The organism is Quadrisphaera setariae, from assembly GCF_008041935.1.
Classification (GTDB): Bacteria; Actinomycetota; Actinomycetes; order Actinomycetales; family Quadrisphaeraceae; genus Quadrisphaera; species Quadrisphaera setariae.
On the sequence record NZ_VKAC01000006.1, the window covers coordinates 170,052 to 190,136 of the forward strand.

Consider the following 20,085-nt stretch of genomic DNA (forward strand, 5'->3'; position numbering starts at 1 on the left):
CCCACGGGCCTCGCAGGGGCAGGACGACGACGAGGGCCGGGCGCGTGCAGCGCCCGGCCCTCGTCGTCGTGGTCCGGGGAGGTCAGCCGGTGGGCTGGTCGGCGCACGCGGTGGCGAGGAAGTCGCCCTCGAGCTCGCCGTCGGAAGACCTCAGCAGGTCCACCGTCTGCCGCAGGGCCTCCTGGAACGCCGGCGCCCCGGCGTACTCCTGCACCAGGGTCGCCGAGGCGGCGTCGTCGGCGTAGACGTCCATGAGGCGCGACTCGACGCCGCGGTCGCCGAAGGTCGCGCAGGCCGTGGCGTCGGTGAACGCCGTCGGGCTGGCCGGTGCGCCCGGTGAGCTGCTCGTGCCCGCGCTGGAGGGGCTCGCGGACTCGGCGGGCCCCGTGGCGGTGGCCGCGGTGGTCGGCGGCGCAGAGGTCGTCGTGCTGGCGGCCGTGGTCGAGGAGCCGCCGCCGCAGGCGGTGGCCAGCGCGACCAGGCCCAGTGCGGCGGCGAGCGCGCCGGCGCGCGCGCGGCGGTTGGTGGGGCTCACCACGACCCGGCCGAGCTCAGGCCGACCATGGCGGCGAACAGCCCGATGTACGCCACGACGAAGAGCACCACGAGCGCCAGGTAGGCGATCGAGACCCACAGGCCCGCGAGCGCCAGGCCGCGGCCGTTCGTGCCGTCCCTCCTGACGTTCTGCAGCCCGATGATGCTGAAGACCAGCCCCAGCAGCGGGAAGACGAAGGCGAAGACGAGACCGAGCACCGCCATCGTGTCCGTGGGGCGCTGCGACATCGGCGGTGGGCCGCCGTAGCCGTAGCCGTAGCCGGTGGGGGGCTGGGACACGCGGTCCTCCTGCTGGTCCGTGTCGCGCGGACGTCGGGTGCTGGTCGGTGCAGAGCCTGCCGCACCGACCACCACGCGCGGCGAGCACCACGCGGAGACCACCCCGGCGCCGCGCGGAGGTCACCCGAGCAGGGCGCCGACCTCCGCGGCGATCGCGTCGGGCCTCTCGACGAGCATCATGTGACCCGTCCCCGCCACCACCCGCATCCGCGCCTGCGGGACCGCGTCGACCAGGGCGCGGGCGTGGGCCGGCGGCGTCAGCCGGTCGTGGTCGCCCACGACCACGCGCACCGGCGTCCCCGCGGCCGCCAGCAGCGGCAGCGCGGCGTTCTCGTCATGGGCCATGAGCGCGGAGAACCACTCCCCGGTGGTGCGGCCCGAGACCCTGCCCATCGCGCGCATCGTGCTCGCCACGAGCTGCGGGTCCACGCCGGGCCCGTAGTTGGTGCGCTGCGCGAGCAGCCGCGGCGCCCGCGGCACGAGCACGTCCTGCGGGAGGCGTGCCAGGGCGGCCATCAGCGGTGCCAGCGGCCGACCCGCCGAGGACAGGCCCCCCGCTGACGTGCTCACCAGCACCAGCCCGCGCGTGCGCGGGCCCAGCAGGCCCGGGGCCCGCGCACTGGCCGACAGCAGCGCCATGCCACCCATGGAGTGCCCCACCAGCACCAGCGGGCCCTCGGGGGCGCAGGTGTCGACGACGGCGGCGAGGTCGTCGGCGAGCCGGCTGATCGCCGCGACCGGGCGCCCCGCCGGGGCCAGCGGCCCGCGGGCCGCTGAGGATCCGTGGCCGCGCTGGTCGTAGCGGACCACGCGCACGTCGGGACGGGCCTCGGTGATCGCGGCGACCGCGCGGTCCCACACCACCGCGCTGAGCGTCCACCCGTGCACGAGCACCACGGTGGGTGGTGCGGGGTGGCGCCCTGCCAGCCTGTCGCGCCACCGCGGCGCCGGCGGTCGCGCCGGCTCGTGCACGTAGGTGGCCAGGGCGGCACCGTCGTCGGCGAGGACCCACCCGTCGGGCTCGCGCGGACCGACGACCTGCCCGGCGACCGGCTCCTCGGCCAGCGCTGCCGGCGACCCGCCCGGTGCGCCTGGGCCACCGGTGAGGAGGTCACCGCCTGCGTGCTGCAGGGGGCGGCGCTCACGGCCCGCCGCCCGCGGCCGCTGCCCGCCGAGGCGCCGCGTGGAGCCGGCGAGGCCGGCGTCGCGCCAGGTGCGGCGCGTCGCCGGCGCCATGCGCGCGGACGAGCGGCGCTCAGCTCCCACCGGCGGGCTCAGGCCAGGTCGACGATGACGGGGGCGTGGTCGGAGGCGCCCTTGCCCTTGCGCTCCTCGCGGTCGATGGAGGCACCGGTCACCCGGTCCGCCAGCGCCGGCGAGCACAGCGCGAAGTCGATCCGCATGCCCTCGCGGCGGGGGAAGCGCAGCTGCTTGTAGTCCCAGTACGTGTACGTGCCCGGTCCGGGGGCGTGGGGCCTGACCACGTCGGCGAAGCCGGTGTCGACCACGGCGTGGAAGGCGTCCCGCTCGGGCTGCGTCACGTGCGTGGAGCCCTCGAAGACGCTCATGTCCCACACGTCGTCGTCCTGCGGCGCCACGTTCCAGTCACCGCACAGCGCGATCTGCGCCTGCGGGTCGGCGGACATCCAGTCGGCGCCCGCTGCGCGCAGCGCCGCCAGCCACTCGAGCTTGTAGGCGAGGTGCGGGTCCTCCAGGGAGCGGCCGTTGGGCACGTACAGGCTCCAGACCCGCACGCCGCCGCAGGTGGCGCCGATGGCGCGGGCCTCGGTCGCGGCCTCGACCTCCGGCGACGACGACCAGCCGGGCTGCCCCGGGAAGCCCACCTCGACGTCCTCCAGCCCCACCCGGGAGACCACGGCCACGCCGTTCCACTGGCTCAGGCCCACGTGGGCGACCTCGTAGCCGACCTCGCGGAAGGCCTCGTAGGGGAACTGGGCGTCCTTGCACTTGGTCTCCTGCAGCGCCACCACGTCGACGTCGCTGCGCTGCAGCCAGGCCACGGCCCGGTCGACCCGGGCGCGCACGGAGTTGACGTTCCAGGTGGCGATCCGCACGCCCGCGACGCTACTGGACGCGGCGGGAGCCCACCCGGTGCGAGGTGGGCGTCAGCAGCCGACCAGCTCGCAGCCGCCCGTCGGTCAGCAGTCGGTGCAGGGCGAGCAGGCGGCTCCCGCCGGCTGGGCCTGGGCGCCCTTCCCTGCTGCCCGGCGCTCGTCACCGTGCTCCTCGTTCCGCCCCGCAGCGGCCAGGCGGGCGGCCTCGGCCTCCAGCTGGCGCACGCGCTCGGCCTCGGCGGCGGCCGCCAGGCGCGCCTCCTCGCCGTGCAGCACCGGGGGGCGCGCGAGGGTGCGGCGCGTGAAGACCAGGTAGACGACCAGGGCCACGAGCAGGGCCCCGGACATGATCACCGCCATCGACGTGGCGGGGGCGAAGGGCAGCGAGCCGCCCAGCGGGGCGGCGGCCGCGGCGACGCCGTGCTGGGAGGCGCCGAGCAGCGCCGCGGTGGCGCCGGCGGCCGTCGCGTGGCGCTCCAGGGCGAGCACGGGGCTGTTGGGCATGACCAGCCCGATGCTGAACATCGTCAGCCACAGCGGCACGAGCAGGCCGAGGAGGCCACCGGCGCCGGTGGTCGCGCCCGCCACGAGCAGCAGGCCGCTGACGGCGCCCGCGCTCAGCCCGGTGACGAGCAGGCCCTGCGAGGAGAAGCGGTGCACCAGCGAGCCGTTGACCTGGGTGCCGAGCACGAGCATCCCGCCACCGGTGGCGAAGACCAGGCCGAAGGCGGCTGCGCTGAGCCCGTACTGCTGCTGGAACGCGAAGGACGACTGCGCGACGTAGCCGAAGATCGCCGACATCGACATGCCCGCCACGAGCACCAGGCCGATGAGGGCCGGGTCGCGCAGCAGGCCGACGTAGCCGCGCAGCGCGGGCACCAGGCGGAAGCGGCGGCGCTGGCGGGCCGGCACGGTCTCGGGCAGCAGCACGCCAACGGCCACGGCGAGGGAGGCCGAGAGGACGGCGAGCGCCACGAACAGCCCGCGCCAGTGGAACAGCTCCAGCAGCACCCCGCCGATGGACGGCGCGAACAGCGGCGAGACGCCCACGATCACCATGAGCCGGGCCTGCAGGCGAGCAGCGCCCCGTCCCTCGAACTTGTCGCGGACCACGGCCAGCGCGATGACGGAGGCCGCCGAGGTGCCCAGGCCCTGCAGCACGCGCAGCACGGAGAGGACCTCGATGGAGGGGGCCAGCGCGCACAGCAGCGAGGCGACGACGTGCACGCCCAGCCCCACCAGCAGCGGCCTGCGGCGGCCGACGGCGTCGGACAGCGGTCCGACCAGCAGCATGCCGAGCGCGACGCCGACCATGGTCCCGGTCAGCGTGAGCTGCACCTGCGAGGCGGAGGCGCCCAGCTCGGACTCGAGGGCGGGGAAGGCCGGCAGGTACAGGTCGATGGTGAAGGCGCCCAGCGCCGCGAGGCTGCCGAGGAGCACCACCCAGGCCGCGCGGCGGCGCAACGGGAGGGCGGTGAAGTCGCGCTCGCGAGGCACGGGAGCGGGGGCGGGGCGGAGGGTGGCGGGCGTGGGCGCGGCAGAGGTCGACACGGGAGTCGGCACGGTCCTCGTCGGACGTCGGGGTGGGAGGGGGAGGTTGCTCGTGACAACCAGCCAGCTCCCAGTTTCTCACGGTGGAAGGCGTTCGTCACGGGAGAAGCCGAAGGAGTGGTCGGGATGTCCTGGGCAGCCGGCGGCCGGGGTGCCGCGTGCACGAGGTGGACCGACGTGGTCTGATGTGGACCGCAGCGGTCCACTCCGGACCGGAGCGGACCACCCGGGGGAGGTGAGGGCGGCGTGAGGCAGACGCGCGAGCAGATCGACGCCGGCATCGTCGAGGCCGCCGCGGCCCTCCTGGCCGAGAACGGCGTGGAGCGCACCTCGCTGCGCGAGATCGCTGAGGCCGTGGGCTACTCCAAGACAGGCCTGCTGCACCGCTTCGGGTCCAAGGACTCCCTGCTCGAGGCCGTCGCCGACAGCTGCCTCGACGCGGTCCGCGCCGTCGCCGAGGACGTGGCCCACCTGCCCGAGGGCCCCGAGCGGGACGCCGCCGCGGCCGCGGGCCTGTCGGGCCTCGCGGTCAGTGCACCCGGTCGCCTCGCCATCGCGCTGGCCCAGGAGGGCGCCCTGGACGGGTCCCCCCTCGGCGAGCGCCTGGCGCCGGTGCCCGCCCTGCTCTCGGCCTGCTTCAGCTCCGCGCCGGCCGCCGCCCCCAGCTGCGCGCAGGTCAGCCCCCACGCGCCCGTGCGCCTGGGAGGGCCCGACGCCGAGCGCGCCGGGCTCGAGCGGGCCGCCCGGGTGACCGCCGCGCTCGCCGCGAGCCTCGCCGTGGCCGAGCAGTTCCGCCACCACGACGCCGCCCTGCTGCGGCCCCTGCTCGAGCGCATCGCGCTGGACGTCCTGCAGCCCACCCCCGCCCCCGCGAGCCCCGCCGCCCTCGGTCAGGCCGTCTGACGCGGACCGGGCGCGCCCGGTCTCCCCAGCCGCCGACCTTCGCAGCACCCCACCGCACCGTTCGAGGAGCTCTTCCGTGGCGACCTTCCTGCAGCGGCTCGGCCGCGCCTGCCACTCCCGCCGCTGGCTCGTGCTGGCCGTCTGGCTGGTGGTCCTGGCCGCCGTCGGCGGCTCGGCCGCAGCCTTCAGCAAGCCCTTCACCGCCGATGTGACCATCCCGGGCCTGGAGTCCACGAAGGCCCTGTCCACGCTGCAGGAGCGCTTCGGCGCCGCCGCGGCCGGAGGTGACGGAGCCACCGCCCGGGTGGTGGTGCAGGTGCCGCAGGGCCAGACGGTCACCGACCCCGCCGACGCCCAGCGCATCGGCCAGCTGGTCGCCGAGCTCGGGGAGCTCCCCCAGGTCGAGGGCGTGTCGAACCCGTTCGACCAGGCCAGCCCCACGGTCTCGCCCGACCTGCGCGCCGCCTACGTCGACGTCCGCTACGGCGTGCCCACCGGCGACATCACCGAGGCCTCCCGCACCGCGCTGGTCGACGCCGTCGAGGGCGCCGCCACCGGTGGCTGGGACGCCGCCGTCGGCGGTCAGGCGGTCACCGACCCCGCCGCGCTCGGGGGCGTGGGCGAGGTGCTCGGCGTCGTCGTCGCCGTCGTGGTGCTGCTGGTCACCTACGGCACCCTCGTGACCGCGGGGCTCAACCTGCTCACCGCTCTCATCGGCGTGGGCGTGGGCGCGCTCGGCATCGTCGCGGCGACCGCGCTGACCGACGTGCAGTCGACCACCACGATCTTGGCGATCATGCTCGGCCTGGCCGTGGGCATCGACTACGGCCTCTTCGTCCTGTCGCGCCTGCGCCAGGAGCTCCTGGCGGGGCGCTCCGTCCCCGACGCCGTGGGCGTGGCCACCGGCACCGCCGGCAGCGCCGTGGTCACCGCGGGCCTGACCGTGGTCATCGCCCTGGCGGGGCTGTCCGTGGTGGGCATCCCGTTCCTCACGCAGATGGGCGTCGCCGCCGCCGCCACGGTGGCCGTCGCCGTCCTCGTGGCGCTCACCCTGCTCCCGGCGCTCGCGGGCGTGCTCGGCCTCCGGCTGCTCAGCCGCCGCCAGCGCCACCACCTGCAGCGGATGCGCGAGACCACCGGTCGCCTCGACGTCGAGCCGCACGCGCAGCACGCGCACGCCGCCCGTCGCGCGGGCGTCCTGCCCGCCTGGGCGCGCTTCGTCACGCGCCAGCGCCTGGTGAGCCTGCTCGCCGTCGTCGTCGTCCTCGGGGTGGTGGCGGTGCCGGTGTTCTCCCTGCGCACGACCCTCGGCGACGACAGCACCGCGGAGGAGGGCAGCCAGCAGCGCCGCGCCTACGACCTCGTCGCGCAGCACTGGGGCCCCGGTGTCGCCGGCCCGCTGCTGGTGCTGGTGGACGGCGGCGCCGACCCCACCCAGCAGGCCGCCCAGCTCGCCGCCGAGGTCGAGGGGCTGCCGGACGTCGCCACCGACCTGCCCGGCGGGGGCGTCGTCGGACCGGTGCCCTCACCTGACGGCACGGCCGCGCTCGTCACCGTCATCCCCGCGTCCGGCCCGTCCACCGAGGCCACCACGGACCTCGTCTCCGACATCCGGGCCCTGCGCACCAGCGGCGGCGGCCAGGTGAGCGTCACCGGGTCGACCGCCGTCAGCGTGGACATCTCCGCCAAGCTCAACGGCGCGCTGCCCGTCTACCTCGCCGTGGTGGTGGGCCTCGCGCTGGTGCTGCTGCTGGTCGTCTTCAGGTCGGTGCTCGTGCCGGTCACCGCCGTGCTCGGGTTCCTGCTGACCGTCGGCGCGGCGCTGGGCGCCACGGTGGCGATCTTCGAGTGGGGCTGGCTGCAGCAGCTGGTCAACGCGAACGGCGAGGCGCCGATCATCTCCTTCGCGCCGATCCTCGTGGTGGGCATCCTCTTCGGGCTGGCGATGGACTACCAGATCTTCATCGTCAGCCGGATCCACGAGGCGCACTCGCGCGCGTCGAGGAGCGAGGAGCCCATGGTGGCCGTGGTCAGCGGCTTCGGCGCCGCGGCGCCCGTCGTGGTGGCCGCTGCGACGATCATGCTGTCGGTGTTCGGCGGCTTCGTGCCGGAGGGCAACGCCACCATCAAGCCCATCGCGTTCGCCCTGGCCGTGGGCGTGCTCTTCGACGCCGTGCTCGTGCGGATGGTGCTCATCCCCGCCGTGCTGGCGCTGCTCGGCCGGGCCGCCTGGTGGCTCCCGCGGTGGCTGCGCTGGCTGCCCGAGCTCGACGTCGAGGGCCGCGCGGTGGAGGCCTCCCTGGCGAGCGGAGCGCGTGGGGAGCGGCCCGGCGAGGCCACGGGGGAGCGCACGGGCGCCGCGGCTCACTAGCCTTCCGGCTGTGACCAGCGACGCCACCAGTGCCGTGACCAGCCGCCCGAGCAGCGCCCGCGCCCGCCTGCTGCAGCTCATCTCCGACCTCGCCGTGGTGCGCGGCAGGGTGACCCTGTCCTCCGGCGCCGAGGCCGACTACTACGTCGACCTGCGCCGCGTCACGCTGCACCACGAGGCCGCGCCGCTGGTCGGCGAGGTGCTCCTCGACCTCCTCGCCGAGCAGGTGCCCGGCGGCCTCGAGGGCGTCGACGCCGTCGGTGGGCTCACCATGGGCGCAGACCCGGTGGCCTGCGCCCTGCTGCACGCCTCCGGCGCTCGGGCCGCCGCGGGCAGCGGGCGCCCGCTCGACGCGTTCGTCGTGCGCAAGGAGGCGAAGGCCCACGGCCTGCAGCGCCGCGTGGAGGGCCCTGACGTGGCCGGGCGCCGCGTGGTGGCCGTGGAGGACACCTCCACCACCGGCGGCTCCGTGCTGACCGCCGTCACCGCGCTGCGCGAGGCCGGCGCGGAGGTGGTGGCCGTGGCCGTCATCCTCGACCGCGCCACCGGTGCCAAGGAGGTCGTCGAGGCCCAGGGGCTGCCCTACCTCACCGCCTACTCCGTGGACGAGCTCGGCCTCTGACCCGCTCCGCGCCCGCCGTCGTCGTCCTGCTCCGTCCCCTCGGCGGAAGGGGCGCCGCGGCGGCGGGCCAGGCGGCGACGCACCGCGGCCACCACCGGCACCACCACGGACAGCGCCACGGCCGTGCCCGCCACCGCGTACGCGGCGGTCTTCAGCCACGGGACGGTCGCCGCGAAGTAGCCCAGCACGATGAGCCCGGCGCCCCACACGAGCGCCCCGGCCAGCGTGGCGGCCAGGAACTGCGAGTAGCGCATGCGCGACACCCCGGCCAGCACCGGGACGAACGTGCGCGCCCACGGGATGAAGCGGGCCACCACCAGGGCCACCGGACCGAACCGCTCGTAGAACGCCTCCGCCCGTGCCAGGTGCGCCAGCACCTTGGGCGGCCGCTTCTCCAGCCAGGGCCGCCCGTAGCGCGCCCCCGTCCAGTAGCCGACGGCGTTGCCCGCGGTGGCCGCCACGGCCGTGCCCCCGGCCAGCAGCCACAGGTCCACCCCCGGTGAGGCCTGCGCCACCAGCCCCGCGGTGAAGAGCACCGTGTCACCGGGCATCCAGAACGCCACGAGGACCCCGGACTCCACGAAGACCAGGCCCCACACCACCGCGTAGAGGGCACCGGCGGACAGCTCGGCGAGGTCGGGCACGGGGCTGGCTCGGCGTCGGTGGGGGTCGGGGCGTCGGGGCTCGTCGTCAGACGAGGTCGACGACGTCCGCGATCGAGTCGACGATGCGGTGGGGGCGGAACGGGTAGCGCTCCACCTCCGCGCGGGAGGTGGAGCCCGTCAGCACGAGGATGGTCTCCAGCCCGGCCTCGATGCCGGCGACGACGTCGGTGTCCATCCGGTCGCCGATCATCACCGTGCTCTCGGAGTGCGCGTCGATGGCGTTGAGCGCCGACCGGAACATCATCGGGTTGGGCTTGCCCACGTAGTACGGCTCCCGCCCGGTGATCTTGGTGATCATCGCGGCGACGGCGCCCGTGGCCGGCAGCTTGCCCTCCAGGGAGGGCCCCGAGGCGTCGGGGTTGGTGGCGATGAAGCGCGCCCCGCCCTCGATGAGCCGCACCGCGCGGGTGATGGCGGAGAAGGAGTACGTGCGCGTCTCGCCGAGCACCACGTAGTCGGGGTCGGTCTCGGTGAGCGTGTACCCCGCCTCGTGCAGCGCCGTGGTGAGCCCCGCCTCGCCGATGACGTACGCCGACCCGCCGGGGTTCTGCTCCGCCAGGAACTTCGCCGTGGCGAGCGCCGAGGTCCAGATCGCCTGCTCGGGCACGTCGATGCCGGAGGCGTGCAGCCGGGCGCGCAGGTCGCGCGGGGTGTAGATCGAGTTGTTGGTGAGCACGAGGAAGCGCCGCTCGCGCTCCACCAGGCGCGCCAGGAAGGCGCTCGCCCCCGGGATGGCGGAGCCCTCGTGCACGAGGACCCCGTCCATGTCGGTCAGCCACGTCACCGGCGCCGCGCGCTCGCTCACCCGCCCACCCTAGGGCGGGGCCAGCGGGTGGGCGCGCGGTGCGCGGGCCGCCGGTGGCGGGGGTCACGACGTGGTCGTCTGCTCCTGCGCGGCGCCGGGGGCGCCGTCGGGCGGGGTCCCGCCCGGGCCGCCCTGGCCGCCGCCGGTGGGCGCCGACATCCCGGTGGCCGCCTGCGTGGTGGCATCCACGCCGACCTCGAGGTTCACCACGTAGCCGCTGGTGGCGTCCCCGGTGGCCGTCGGGGTCTGGCTCACGCCCTGGTCGTCGCTGAAGACGTTGTCGGTGGCCAGGCTGACCTGCGCGAGGTTGGTCACCGACTGCTCGTAGCCGCTGGTCGCGTAGACCACCTCGCACACGTCCTGCGGCATCGCGACCTGGGAGGTGGCGATGGCGTTGCCGGCGTCGGTGATCGAGGAGGAGTCGGGGTAGACCTCGAAGTGGATGTGCGGCCACCGGCCGGAGTAGCAGGCGGGGAAGACGCTCGTGAACTCCACCCGGCCCGAGGAGTCCGCCACCTGCACGCCGCGCAGGTAGTTCTCCGCGGTGAGGCCGTCGCTGTACATCGAGTACTTCCCGTCCCGGTCGCAGTGCCACACGTAGACGGCCGCACCCTCGTACGCGGCGCTGCCGTTCGCCAGGTCCACCAGGTCGAGCTGGAGCGTCATCGGGACGCCCTCGGCCGTGGTGGTGGACGTGCCGAAGCTGGAGCGGATGTCGGACCGGATGATGCCGCTCTCCTCGAGGGCGTCCGGGCCGTTCGACCCGTCGCCGGGGTAGGGCCCCGCCGTCTCCTCCGGGACCTCCGCCAGGCCCGAGGACGTCGTCGCGGTGCTCGCGGAGGTGCTGCTGGCCGCGTCGGTGCCCCCGCAGGCGGCGAGCACGGTGGCGGCGGCACCGGCCCCGCCGAGCTGCAGCAGGCGGCGCCGGCCGAGCAGCGTCGCCACGTCGAAGCCGACGCCCTGGTCGTCGACGTCCTCGCCCTGGCGGGGCAGCACGCGCCCCTCGTAGGTGCGCAGCTGCCGGTCCTCGCTGCGCCTGGCCCTGAAGACGCCCATGGTCCGCTCCCGTCCCTCTGCGGCACCGCGCTGCGCGGGACCGACCTGCCACGAGGTTCGGGTCCGCGCCGACCCCGTCGCTGGGAGGTCCCTAGGTGCCCGCTGTGGAGGCTGGGCGCTGGCGACCGTCGTCGCCGGCGCTCCGACCAGCGCCGCGGAGGGCGTGGGGCAGGCTGGCGCCCGTGGAGCAGCGGCCGGCAGCGGGAGGCCCCCAGGAGGACGACGACGAGCGGGTGCGCGTGGTCGGGGTCGGCCCCTGGGAGGTCGAGCACGGCGCCCCGCCCCCGGACGACCCCCGGCTCGACCCGCAGCTGCTGCGCGAGGGCGACCGCCGCAACGTGGTCGACCGGTACCGCTACTGGAGCGAGGCGGCCATCCGCACGGACCTGGCCGAGCGCCGCGCGCGCGACTGGCCGGGCGCGGAGCTCCACGTGGCCGTGGAGGGCTTCAAGCACGACATGAACGTCGGGTCCGTGGCGCGCACCGCCAATGCTGCCGGTGCGGCGGGGTTCCACGTGGTGGCCGACCGCCGCTGGAACCGGCGCGGCGCGATGGCCACCGACCGGTACCTGGCGGTCCACCACCACGCGACCGCCACCGACCTCGTGGTCTGGGCGCGCGAGCGCGAGCTGCCGGTGGTGGGGCTGGACAACGCGCCGGGCGCCGCGGCCCTGGAGACGTCCGACCTGCCGGCCCGCTGCCTGCTGGTGGTCGGCTCGGAGGGGCCGGGCCTGTCGCCGGAGGTCGTGGCCGCCAGCGACCTGCTGGTGGAGATCGCGCAGTTCGGCTCCACCCGCTCGATGAACGCCGGTGCCGCCGCGGCCGTGGCGGTGCACGCGTGGCTGCGGCGGCACGCCTTCGGGCAGGTGCCTCCGGTCGGGTGATCGGAGGAGGCCGCCGCAGGTGATCGAAGTGCGGTCCTGAGGCAACGGTGTGAGCGTTCACAGCGGCCTCCGCCACGGGAGGTGGGGGCCGTGAGGAGCCCGACGTGCCACAGCCACCCACCCCGACCTCCGACCAGCCGGCGAGGGCCCGGCTGGCGGACCTCGCCTTCGACATCCGGTCGGTCATCGGAGCCCTGTTCCTGGTCTACGGCCTGGTCTGCCTCGTGTGGGGCCTGGTCTCCTTCCCGCCGGAGGCCGCCGAGAAGACCGGCGGGATCAACCTCAACCTCTGGGCGGGCCTGGGCATGCTCGTCATGGGCGCCGCCTTCGTCGTGTGGGTGCTCGCGAGCCCGCTCACCCAGGACGACCCCGCCGTCCGCGAGGCCCTGCACGCCTCCGGTGACGACGACGAGGCGGGGCAGCGGTGAGCGCCGTCCTGGCCTCCACCGCGCCCGTGCTGGCGGCAGGCACCACCGGCGCCACCCGCATCGACGCCAGCGCCGGCGACTACGTGCTGGTGGCGCTGTACTTCGTCGTCGTCCTGGGGATCGGGCTGCTCGCCCGCCGCAGGATCTCCTCCAGCCTCGACTTCCTGCTGTCGGGCCGCTCGCTGCCCGCGTGGGTCACGGGCCTGGCGTTCGTCTCCGCCAACCTCGGCGCCATCGAGCTGCTGGGGCAGGCCGCCAACGGCGCGCAGTTCGGCGAGCAGGCGTTCCACTACTACTGGATCGGCGCCATCCCGGCCATGGTCTTCCTGGCCCTGGTGATGATGCCCTTCTACTACGGCTCGAAGGTCCGCAGCGTGCCGGAGTTCCTCGGGCGCCGCTTCGACGCCAAGACCCAGCGCCTGCAGGGCCTGCTGTTCGCCCTCGCGTCCGTGCTGCTCGCCGGCGTCAACCTGTACGCCATGGCCATCGTGGTCAACGCCCTGCTCGGGCTGCCCACGTGGCTCGCCATCGTGCTCGCCGGCGTCATCGTGCTGGCCTACACCTTCCTCGGCGGCCTGTCGGCGGCCATCTACAACGAGGTGCTCCAGTTCTTCGTCATCGTCGCCACGATGGTGCCGCTGACGCTCGTCGGCCTGCACCGCGTGGGCGGCTGGGGCGGCCTCGTGCAGCGCCTCACCGACCAGGGCAGCGGCTCGATGCTGCAGGCCTTCCCCGGCAGCGACCTCACCGGCATCACCAACGGCGTCGGCTCCACGATCGGCGTGGTGCTCGGCCTGGGCTTCGTGACGTCGTTCGGCTACTGGACCACCAACTTCACCGAGGTGCAGCGGGCCTTCTCGGCGCGCAGCGCCTCCGCCGCCCAGCGCACACCGCTCATCGCGGCCTTCCCCAAGGTGCTCATCGCCCTGGTGATCATCGTGCCGGGCATGGTCGCCGCGGTGCTCGTCCCCGGCATCGAGGCGCTCAAGACGGGCGGTCCGAGCGGCGGGGTCACCTACAACGACGCCGTGCCCCTGCTGCTCGACGAGCTGCTGCCCAACGGCTTCCTCGGCGTGGCCCTCGCGGGCCTGCTCGCCGCCTTCATGGCCGGCATGGCCGCCAACGTCAGCTCGTTCAACACCGTGGTCACCTACGACCTCTGGCAGGACTGGGTGCGTCCCGGCCGCGACGACGCGCACTACCTGGAGGTCGGTCGCGCCGTCACCGTCATCGGGACCGCGCTGGCCATCGGCACGGCGTTCATCGCCGCCGGCTTCACCAACATCATGGACTACATCCAGACCCTGTTCTCCTTCTTCAACGTGCCCCTCTTCGCGGTGTTCGTCCTGGGGCTGTTCTGGAAGCGGATGACCGGCTCCGCCGGCTTCTGGGGACTGGTCAGCGGCACCCTCGGCGCCGTCGTCGTCTTCGTGCTCAACCAGACCGGAGCGCTCGCGCTGTCGGGGCAGGGCTCGAGCTTCCTCGGCGGTGGCGTCGCCACGGTGGTCGCCGTCCTCGTGGGCTGGCTGGTGTCGCAGGGAGGGCGCCCGAAGCCCGAGTCGGAGCTGCGGGGCCTCGTGTGGTCGCTGACCCCCGCCGCCGAGCGCGCGGTGCCCCGCGAGCCCGGCGTCCTGAGGTCCCCGGTGGTGCTGTCGGTGTCCGTGCTGGTGCTGGCAGGAGCGGGGTACGTGGTGTTCGCCGTCGTCTGAGCCGGTGGGAGGATCGGCGGCGAAGCATCCGACCAGGAGGAGTTCCCCCATGCCCATCGCCACCCCTGAGGTCTACGCGGAGATGCTGGAGAAGGCCAAGGCCGGCTCCTTCGCCTACCCGGCGATCAACATCACCAGCTCGTCCACCATCACCGCCGCCATCCAGGGCTTCGCCGAGGCCGGCAGCGACGGCATCATCCAGGTCTCCACCGGCGGCGCCGAGTACGCGTCCGGCTCGACCGTCAAGGACATGGTCCGCGGCGCCGAGGCCCTGGCCGAGTACGCCCACCACGTGGCCAAGGGCTACGGCGTCAACATCGCCCTGCACACCGACCACTGCCCGGCCGACAAGCTGGACAAGTACGTGCGCCCGCTGCTGGCCATCAGCGAGGAGCGCGTGAAGAACGGCCGCGACCCGCTGTTCCAGTCGCACATGTTCGACGGCTCCGCCGTGCCGCTGGAGGAGAACCTCTCCATCGCCACCGAGCTGCTCGACCGCTGCTCCGCCGCCAAGGTCGTCCTCGAGATCGAGGTCGGCGTGGTCGGTGGCGAGGAGGACGGCGTCGCCAACGAGATCAACGACCAGCTGTACTCCACCCCCGAGGACGCCATCGCCACCGCGAAGGCCCTCGGCGTGGGTGAGAAGGGCTACTACCTGACCGCCCTGACCTTCGGCAACGTGCACGGCGTCTACAAGCCGGGCAACGTCAAGCTCAAGCCCGAGGTGCTCAAGGCCGCTCAGGACGCCGTCTCCAAGGAGTTCGGCGGCGGCGACAAGCCCTTCGCGCTCGTCTTCCACGGCGGCTCCGGCTCCACCGCCGAGGAGATCGGCCAGGCGGTCGACTTCGGCGTCGTGAAGATGAACATCGACACCGACACGCAGTACGCCTACACGCGTCCCGTCGCCGACTTCATGCTGAAGAACTACGACGGCGTGCTGAAGATCGACGGCGAGGTCGGCAACAAGAAGCAGTACGACCCGCGCGCCTGGGGCAAGATCGCGGAGGCCGGCATGGCCGCCCGCGTCAAGGAGGCCTGCGAGCACCTGCGCTCCGCGGGCACCTCGCTCAACGGCTGACGCACCCCGCCAGACGGCGAAGGCCCCCCGGCTCCGGCCGGGGGGCCTTCGTGCTGTCCGGGTGGCGCCGCTGCTCGCGCCTCGTCAGGCGACGAGGCCGCCCGGGCCGTCGCTGCCGTCGTCCGAGCCGTCCGGCAGCGTGTGGTCGATGCCCGGGTCGTCCTCGACCACGCGCAGGACCTGGCTGATGCTCGTGACCTGGATGAGGAACTTGACCAGGTCGGGCGGACGGATCAGCACGAGCTTGGCCGGGCTGCGGGACGCCAGCCGGGCCAGGAAGGCCACGCCCGTGGAGTCCATGAACGTCACGCTGCGGACGTCGACCTCCACCGGGAGGCCCGAGGCCTCCGCGTCGGCCGAGGCCTCCAGGAGGTCCTGGCCGAGCTCGGCGTCGACCTCTCCGGTCAGCACCACGCGCGTCTTGCGACTGCCGAGGATCACGTGGACGGACCCGGGGTCGCCCCCGTCCTGCGTCTGCTCCGGACCTGCCACCCGCACCCCACCTCCACGCTCAGGTCACCGCTCCCCGCCTGCGGCGGCCGCTGCACCCGCTGTCTGGAGCGCGCGCGGCTCCCCGGACGATACGGGGTGGCCGCCCCGCAGCGGCAGCGGCCCGCCCGGACCACCCGCCACCAGCACCCGGACGGCTGTCAGCCGGTTCCCGGGTGACGTCCAGCACGCGGCCGCACGGGCTGCCCGGCCGTCGTCAGGCGGTGGGGCTGCGCCACGGACCCGGGCCCGTCGACGGCGCGCAGCGGTGCTCCGCGTCCACCTCGTAGGAGTCGAGGGCGCCGCACAGGTCCAGCACGAAGCCCACCCGCTCGTCCGCGCCGCGCAGCACGGCGCGCGCGCCCGAGCGCTTGGCCGTCTCCGCCAGCGTGATGAGGAACGCGGCGCCCGCGGAGTCGACGAACTCCACCGAGCACAGGTCCACCACCACCACGTCGACGTCGCTCGCGGCGGCGCGGGCCGTCAGCTCCGGGAACCGCGCGCGCTCGGCGAGGTCGAGGTCGCCCTCGGCGCTGACGGTCAGCGTCGCCCCCGCGACGGTCGCCTCGATCACGGACAGCGACGTTAGCCGACCACAGCGCAGTCGTCGCAGGCGCTCGGCCACCTCGCCCTGCCGGTCCGGCCCGGCGGCGGCAGGATGCTGGCATGTCCTCCCCGATGTCCCTGCCGACCCCGGGCGCCCCCGGGAGCCACGGCGGAGCCGTGCCGGGGCCGCCCCCCACGCTGCTCCCCGACGACGGGCCGGAGGCCACTGCCGCCGCGCTGCTGCGCGACGAGGTCGACCCCGCTGACGTCGCCGCGGCGCACCCCGCCGCGAGCCTCGCCTGGTCGGTGCTGGCCACCCGCGCCTACGCCGCCGGACAGGTGGTCGAGGCCTACGCCTACGCCCGCACCGGCTACCACCGCGGCCTGGACGCCCTGCGGAAGGCGGGCTGGCGCGGCGCCGGCCCGGTGCCGTGGCACCACGAGCCCAACCGCGGCTTCCTGCGGTCGCTGGCGGTGCTCGGCCGCGCCGCGGCCGCCATCGGCGAGGACGACGAGGCCGAGCGCTGCACGCAGTTCCTCAGCGCCTGCGACCCCGACGCCGCCGACCGGCTCGCTGGGGACCTCACGCCGGGCGCCCCGTGAGCACCTCGAGCGCGTCGGCCGCGGGGACGTCCGGGCCGTCGGGCGGTCGGGACGGGCGGCCCCGCGTCACCGTGGTCGGCGCCGGCATCGCGGGCGTGGCCTGCGCCCAGGCGCTGGTGGCCGCCGGCGTGCAGGTCCGCCTGCTCGACCGCGGGCGACGGCTCGGCGGGCGCCTGGGCGTGCGACGGGTCGAGCTCGCCGACGGCTCGCAGCACCTCGTCGACACCGGCGCCGCGTACTTCACCGTCTCCGACGAGGACTTCGCCGCGCTGGCCTCCGGGTGGAGCACCGACGGCCTGGCCCACCCGTGGACCGACACCCTCAGCCTGCTCGGACCCGACGGGCCGCGCGGCTCCACCACCGGGCCGCAGCGCTGGAGCGCTCCCGGTGGCCTGCGCTCGCTGGTCGACCGCCTCGCCGAGGGGCTGGAGGTGGCCTCGGGCCACGGCGTCCGCTCGGTCGGCGTGGCCGACGGGCTGCCCGCCGTCGACGGCGAGGCCGCCGACGCCGTGGTGCTCGCCATGCCCGACCCGCAGGCCGGGAGGCTGCTCGACGTGGAGGCCTCGCCCGGCCTGGCCTCCGCCCGCCGCGTGCTCGCCCGCCCGTGGGACGCCGTCATCACCGTCTACGCCACGTGGGAGCGCGCCTGGTGGCCCGCGCTCGACGCCGGCTTCGTGGCCGACGACGAGCTGGTCACCCTCCTCGCCGACGACGGCTCCCGCCGCGGTGACGGAGCCCCCGTGCTCGTCGCCCACACCACCGCCGACGCCTCCCGCAGCGCCCTCGGAGAGCCGGAGTCGCTCGTCGATCCCGTCCTCGCGCGCCTGCCCCACCTGCTGGGCGTGGCCCCGGGCGACGTGCCGCCGCCGCTCACCGCGGCCGCCCACCGCTGGTCGTTCGCCGCCCCCCAGCAGGCGCACGACCTGCCCCACCTGCTGACGGCCGTGGCCGGCGGGCTGCTCGGCGTCTGCGGCGACGCGTGGGCGGCCACCCCCAGCGGCAAGCCCCGGGTGGAGCAGGCCTGGCGCTCCGGGCGCGACCTCGGAAGGGAGCTTGCCGAGCGGCTGGCCTGACCGCACCGCCCGGTGGGAGCCGGGAACGGTTCAGCGGGGGACGAGCACCTGCCAGGCGTCCCCCGCGCAGCGCCAGCGCCATCGGGTGCGCGGCTGCGACAGGTCGCCGTCGGCGTTGACCTCGAACGGGCGCCCGTCCACGGCCTCGACCAGCACGTCGGCCCCGCGGACCGTGGCGGTGTCGCGGCGCTCGACGTGCTGGCCGCGGGCCATCGCCGCCGCGAAGCCGGCGCGCGCCAGCGGTCCGGTGGCGGCGGAGACCACCACGTCCACCAGCCCGTCGTGCGGCGTGGCGGTGGGCGACAGGCGCGCTCCGCCGCCCACGGTGCTGCCGAGGTTCACGGCCACGAGCAGCACGCCGGAGCGGCCGTCGTGCACCTCCTCCCCGTCCACCACCACGCGCAGGTGCCACGGGCGCGCCGCGACCCCGGCGGCCAGCGCCCCGGCGGGGTAGGCCAGCTTGCGCAGCACCTTCTTGGCGGTCTTCGCGCGCTTGGCGGCCGAGACGCCGATGCCGGCGTGCACGGCGTTGACCACCACGCCGTCCTCGCCGTCGTCCTCGCCCAGCGAGACCACCAGCTCCACCGGTGAGGGGCGGCCCTCCAGGGCGGTGCGCGCCGCCAGCGCCGCCGCGCCCACCTGCAGCCCGAGGCTGCGCGCGAGGTCGTTGCCGGTGCCCAGGGGCACCACGCCGATCGGCCCGACGGCGCGGACGTGCCCCAGCCCGCCCAGGGAGTGCAGGGCGCTGATGGCGGCGTGCACCGAGCCGTCCCCGCCGAGCACCACCAGCCGGCGCCCGTCCAGCCCGGCCACGGCGCGGCGGAGGTCCTCCGGACCGCCCGTGCGCGCCACCTCCAGGCCGCCCGGCGGCAGCGCCGCCTCCAGCACGGCGAGGGCGTCGCGGGCGGCCGGGGTCCGGGCGGACCCGGCGCTGGCGTTCACCACCGCGAGTGCCGCCTGGGGTCGCCGGTCGGTCTCGTGGCTGCTCACGCCCCCACCCTCGCAGCAGTGGCCGGGCGAGCGCTGCACGGATTCGGGACACGTCGGGCGGACCCGCTAGCCTCGGCAGGTAGCGACTCCGAGACCCGCAGGAGGGTCAGCATGCCCGCGATCGTGCTCGTCGGTGCCCAGTGGGGGGACGAGGGCAAGGGCAAGGCCACCGACGTCCTCGGCTCCCGCGTCGAGGCCGTGGTCAAGTTCAACGGCGGCAACAACGCCGGCCACACCGTCGTCGTCGGCGACGAGAAGTACGCCCTGCACCTCCTCCCCTCCGGCATCCTCACGCCCGGGGTGACCCCTGTCATCGGCAACGGCGTGGTCATCGACCCGTCGGTGCTGTTCGAGGAGCTCGAGGGGCTGACGGCGCGCGGCGTCGACTGCTCCAAGCTCATCGTGTCGGCCAGCGCGCACCTCATCGCGCCCTACCACCGCACGGTCGACCGGGTCACCGAGCGCTTCCTCGGGGTGCGGCGCATCGGCACCACCGGCCGCGGCATCGGCCCGGCCTACGCGGACAAGGTGAACCGCATCGGCCTGCGCGTGCAGGACCTCTTCGACGAGAAGATCCTCGCCCAGAAGGTCGAGGGCGCCCTGGAGACCCGCAACCAGCTGCTGGTCAAGGTGTTCAACCGCCGCGCCATCACCGTCGACGAGGTCGTGGAGGAGCTGCTGTCCTACGCCGAGCGGCTGCGCCCGATGGTGCGCGACACCGGCCTGGAGCTGACGCGCATGCTCGACGCCGGGCAGACGGTGCTCTTCGAGGGCGGCCAGGCCACCATGCTCGACATCGACCACGGCACCTACCCGTTCGTGACGTCGTCCAACGCCACCGCGGGCGGCGCGTGCACCGGCTCGGGCATCCCGCCGAACCGCGTCGACAGGATCGTCGGGGTGGCCAAGGCCTACATCACGCGCGTGGGCGAGGGGCCCTTCCCCACCGAGCTGCACGACGAGGTCGGCGAGGGCCTGCGCCGCGCCGGCGGCGAGTTCGGCACCACCACGGGCCGCCCGCGCCGCACCGGCTGGTACGACGCGCTCATCGCGCGCTACGCCTCGCGGGTCAACGGCCTCACCGACCTCGTGCTGACCAAGCTCGACGTGCTCACCGGCTACGAGCGCATCCCGGTGTGCACCGCCTACGAGGTCGACGGTGTCAAGCACACCGAGATCCCCCTCACCCAGACCGACTTCCACCACGCGAAGCCGGTCTACGAGGAGTTCGAGGGCTGGACCGAGGACATCAGCGGCGCCCGCGAGTTCTCCGACCTGCCGCCGGCCGCCCAGCGCTACGTGCTGGCGCTGGAGGAGCTCTCCGGCGTGCGCATCAGCGCCGTGGGCGTCGGCCCCGACCGCGATCAGATCATCGTCCGCACCGACCTCCTGGAGGGCTGAGC

The 20,085-nt window shown here is 75.0% G+C and carries 21 protein-coding genes; 10 read left to right on the plus strand and 11 right to left on the minus strand.

Annotated features, from left to right (window positions below; genetic code table 11):
* Window positions 1-82: 82 nt before the first annotated feature.
* The 5 genes from FMM08_RS11390 to FMM08_RS11410 all read right to left on the minus strand — a co-directional run bounded on the left by FMM08_RS11390 (window position 83) and on the right by FMM08_RS11410 (window position 4,460).
* Window positions 83-535: a hypothetical protein gene (locus tag FMM08_RS11390; RefSeq protein WP_147926481.1), complete on the minus strand. Its 453-nt coding sequence runs from the start codon at window positions 533-535 to the stop codon at window positions 83-85.
* Window positions 532-834: a DUF4190 domain-containing protein gene (locus tag FMM08_RS11395; RefSeq protein ID WP_147926482.1), complete on the minus strand. Its 303-nt coding sequence runs from the start codon at window positions 832-834 to the stop codon at window positions 532-534. Before FMM08_RS11395 ends, FMM08_RS11390 begins: the two co-directional genes overlap by 4 nt.
* A 120-nt stretch (window positions 835-954) precedes the next feature.
* The gene (locus FMM08_RS11400; RefSeq protein WP_147926483.1) at window positions 955-2,100 is read right to left on the minus strand and encodes an alpha/beta fold hydrolase; all 1,146 of its coding nucleotides are present in this window, start codon (window positions 2,098-2,100) and stop codon (window positions 955-957) included.
* Between the two features lie 8 nt (window positions 2,101-2,108).
* Window positions 2,109-2,909, minus strand: coding sequence for an exodeoxyribonuclease III (locus FMM08_RS11405; RefSeq protein ID WP_147926484.1), 801 nt, complete (start codon window positions 2,907-2,909; stop codon window positions 2,109-2,111).
* A gap of 84 nt (window positions 2,910-2,993) precedes the next feature.
* Window positions 2,994-4,460, minus strand: a complete 1,467-nt coding sequence (locus tag FMM08_RS11410; protein WP_187279700.1) for a multidrug effflux MFS transporter — start codon at window positions 4,458-4,460, stop codon at window positions 2,994-2,996.
* A gap of 246 nt (window positions 4,461-4,706) precedes the next feature.
* Between FMM08_RS11410 and FMM08_RS11415 the strand changes: the two genes are divergently transcribed.
* The 3 genes from FMM08_RS11415 to pyrE all read left to right on the plus strand — a co-directional run bounded on the left by FMM08_RS11415 (window position 4,707) and on the right by pyrE (window position 8,356).
* The gene (locus tag FMM08_RS11415) at window positions 4,707-5,363 is read left to right on the plus strand and encodes a TetR/AcrR family transcriptional regulator (protein WP_147926486.1); all 657 of its coding nucleotides are present in this window, start codon (window positions 4,707-4,709) and stop codon (window positions 5,361-5,363) included.
* A 76-nt stretch (window positions 5,364-5,439) separates the two neighbouring features.
* Window positions 5,440-7,734 carry an MMPL family transporter gene (locus tag FMM08_RS11420; protein ID WP_147926487.1) on the plus strand — a complete coding sequence of 765 codons (2,295 nt, stop codon included), beginning with the start codon at window positions 5,440-5,442 and terminating at the stop codon, window positions 7,732-7,734.
* 10 nt (window positions 7,735-7,744) lie between these two features.
* Window positions 7,745-8,356 carry an orotate phosphoribosyltransferase gene (pyrE, locus tag FMM08_RS11425; RefSeq protein ID WP_255472288.1) on the plus strand — a complete coding sequence of 204 codons (612 nt, stop codon included), beginning with the start codon at window positions 7,745-7,747 and terminating at the stop codon, window positions 8,354-8,356.
* Here the strand turns inward: pyrE and FMM08_RS11430 are convergent.
* From FMM08_RS11430 to FMM08_RS11440, 3 genes are all read right to left on the minus strand, one after another.
* Window positions 8,329-9,000, minus strand: coding sequence for a DedA family protein (locus FMM08_RS11430; protein ID WP_222710676.1), 672 nt, complete (start codon window positions 8,998-9,000; stop codon window positions 8,329-8,331). The two genes, pyrE and FMM08_RS11430, sit on opposite strands and share 28 nt — an antisense overlap.
* Window positions 9,001-9,046: 46 nt before the next feature.
* Window positions 9,047-9,787 (minus strand): HAD-IIA family hydrolase, encoded by a 741-nt coding sequence (locus FMM08_RS11435; protein WP_147926659.1) that lies wholly within the window; start codon window positions 9,785-9,787, stop codon window positions 9,047-9,049.
* 102 nt (window positions 9,788-9,889) lie between these two features.
* A complete protein-coding gene (locus tag FMM08_RS11440) occupies window positions 9,890-10,882 on the minus strand; it encodes an intradiol ring-cleavage dioxygenase (protein ID WP_147926488.1) in 993 nt (330 codons plus the stop codon).
* Between the two features lie 182 nt (window positions 10,883-11,064).
* Between FMM08_RS11440 and FMM08_RS11445 the strand changes: the two genes are divergently transcribed.
* The 4 genes from FMM08_RS11445 (at window position 11,065) to fbaA (ending at window position 14,981) form a co-directional block, all read left to right on the plus strand.
* Window positions 11,065-11,766, plus strand: coding sequence for a TrmH family RNA methyltransferase (locus tag FMM08_RS11445; RefSeq protein WP_187279701.1), 702 nt, complete (start codon window positions 11,065-11,067; stop codon window positions 11,764-11,766).
* 104 nt (window positions 11,767-11,870) lie between these two features.
* Window positions 11,871-12,194, plus strand: coding sequence for a hypothetical protein (locus FMM08_RS23385; protein WP_222710677.1), 324 nt, complete (start codon window positions 11,871-11,873; stop codon window positions 12,192-12,194).
* Window positions 12,191-13,903, plus strand: a complete 1,713-nt coding sequence (locus FMM08_RS11455; RefSeq protein WP_255472291.1) for a sodium:solute symporter family protein — start codon at window positions 12,191-12,193, stop codon at window positions 13,901-13,903. The genes FMM08_RS23385 and FMM08_RS11455 overlap by 4 nt, the downstream gene beginning before the upstream one ends.
* Before the next feature lie 49 nt (window positions 13,904-13,952).
* On the plus strand, window positions 13,953-14,981 hold the full coding sequence (gene fbaA, locus FMM08_RS11460; protein ID WP_147926489.1) for a class II fructose-bisphosphate aldolase: 1,029 nt from the start codon (window positions 13,953-13,955) through the stop codon (window positions 14,979-14,981).
* An 84-nt stretch (window positions 14,982-15,065) separates the two neighbouring features.
* On the opposite strand, the gene FMM08_RS11465 is transcribed toward fbaA, so the two are convergent.
* Window positions 15,066-15,473, minus strand: coding sequence for an STAS domain-containing protein (locus FMM08_RS11465; RefSeq protein WP_222710678.1), 408 nt, complete (start codon window positions 15,471-15,473; stop codon window positions 15,066-15,068).
* A gap of 214 nt (window positions 15,474-15,687) precedes the next feature.
* Window positions 15,688-16,044, minus strand: a complete 357-nt coding sequence (locus tag FMM08_RS11470; protein WP_147926491.1) for an STAS domain-containing protein — start codon at window positions 16,042-16,044, stop codon at window positions 15,688-15,690.
* Window positions 16,045-16,136: 92 nt separating this feature from the next.
* Here FMM08_RS11470 and FMM08_RS11475 point away from each other — a divergent pair, with 92 nt between their 5' ends.
* The gene (locus FMM08_RS11475) at window positions 16,137-16,619 is read left to right on the plus strand and encodes a DUF3151 domain-containing protein (protein WP_255472292.1); all 483 of its coding nucleotides are present in this window, start codon (window positions 16,137-16,139) and stop codon (window positions 16,617-16,619) included.
* Entirely contained in the window at window positions 16,616-17,692 is a 1,077-nt protein-coding gene (locus FMM08_RS11480) for an NAD(P)/FAD-dependent oxidoreductase (RefSeq protein WP_147926492.1), read from the plus strand. Before FMM08_RS11475 ends, FMM08_RS11480 begins: the two co-directional genes overlap by 4 nt.
* A gap of 30 nt (window positions 17,693-17,722) precedes the next feature.
* Here the strand turns inward: FMM08_RS11480 and FMM08_RS11485 are convergent, their stop codons facing one another.
* Complete coding sequence (locus tag FMM08_RS11485; protein WP_187279702.1) at window positions 17,723-18,682, minus strand: diacylglycerol/lipid kinase family protein; 960 nt, start codon at window positions 18,680-18,682, stop codon at window positions 17,723-17,725.
* Between the two features lie 111 nt (window positions 18,683-18,793).
* Here FMM08_RS11485 and FMM08_RS11490 point away from each other — a divergent pair, with 111 nt between their 5' ends.
* On the plus strand, window positions 18,794-20,083 hold the full coding sequence (locus FMM08_RS11490) for an adenylosuccinate synthase (protein ID WP_147926494.1): 1,290 nt from the start codon (window positions 18,794-18,796) through the stop codon (window positions 20,081-20,083).
* Window positions 20,084-20,085: the final 2 nt, after the last annotated feature.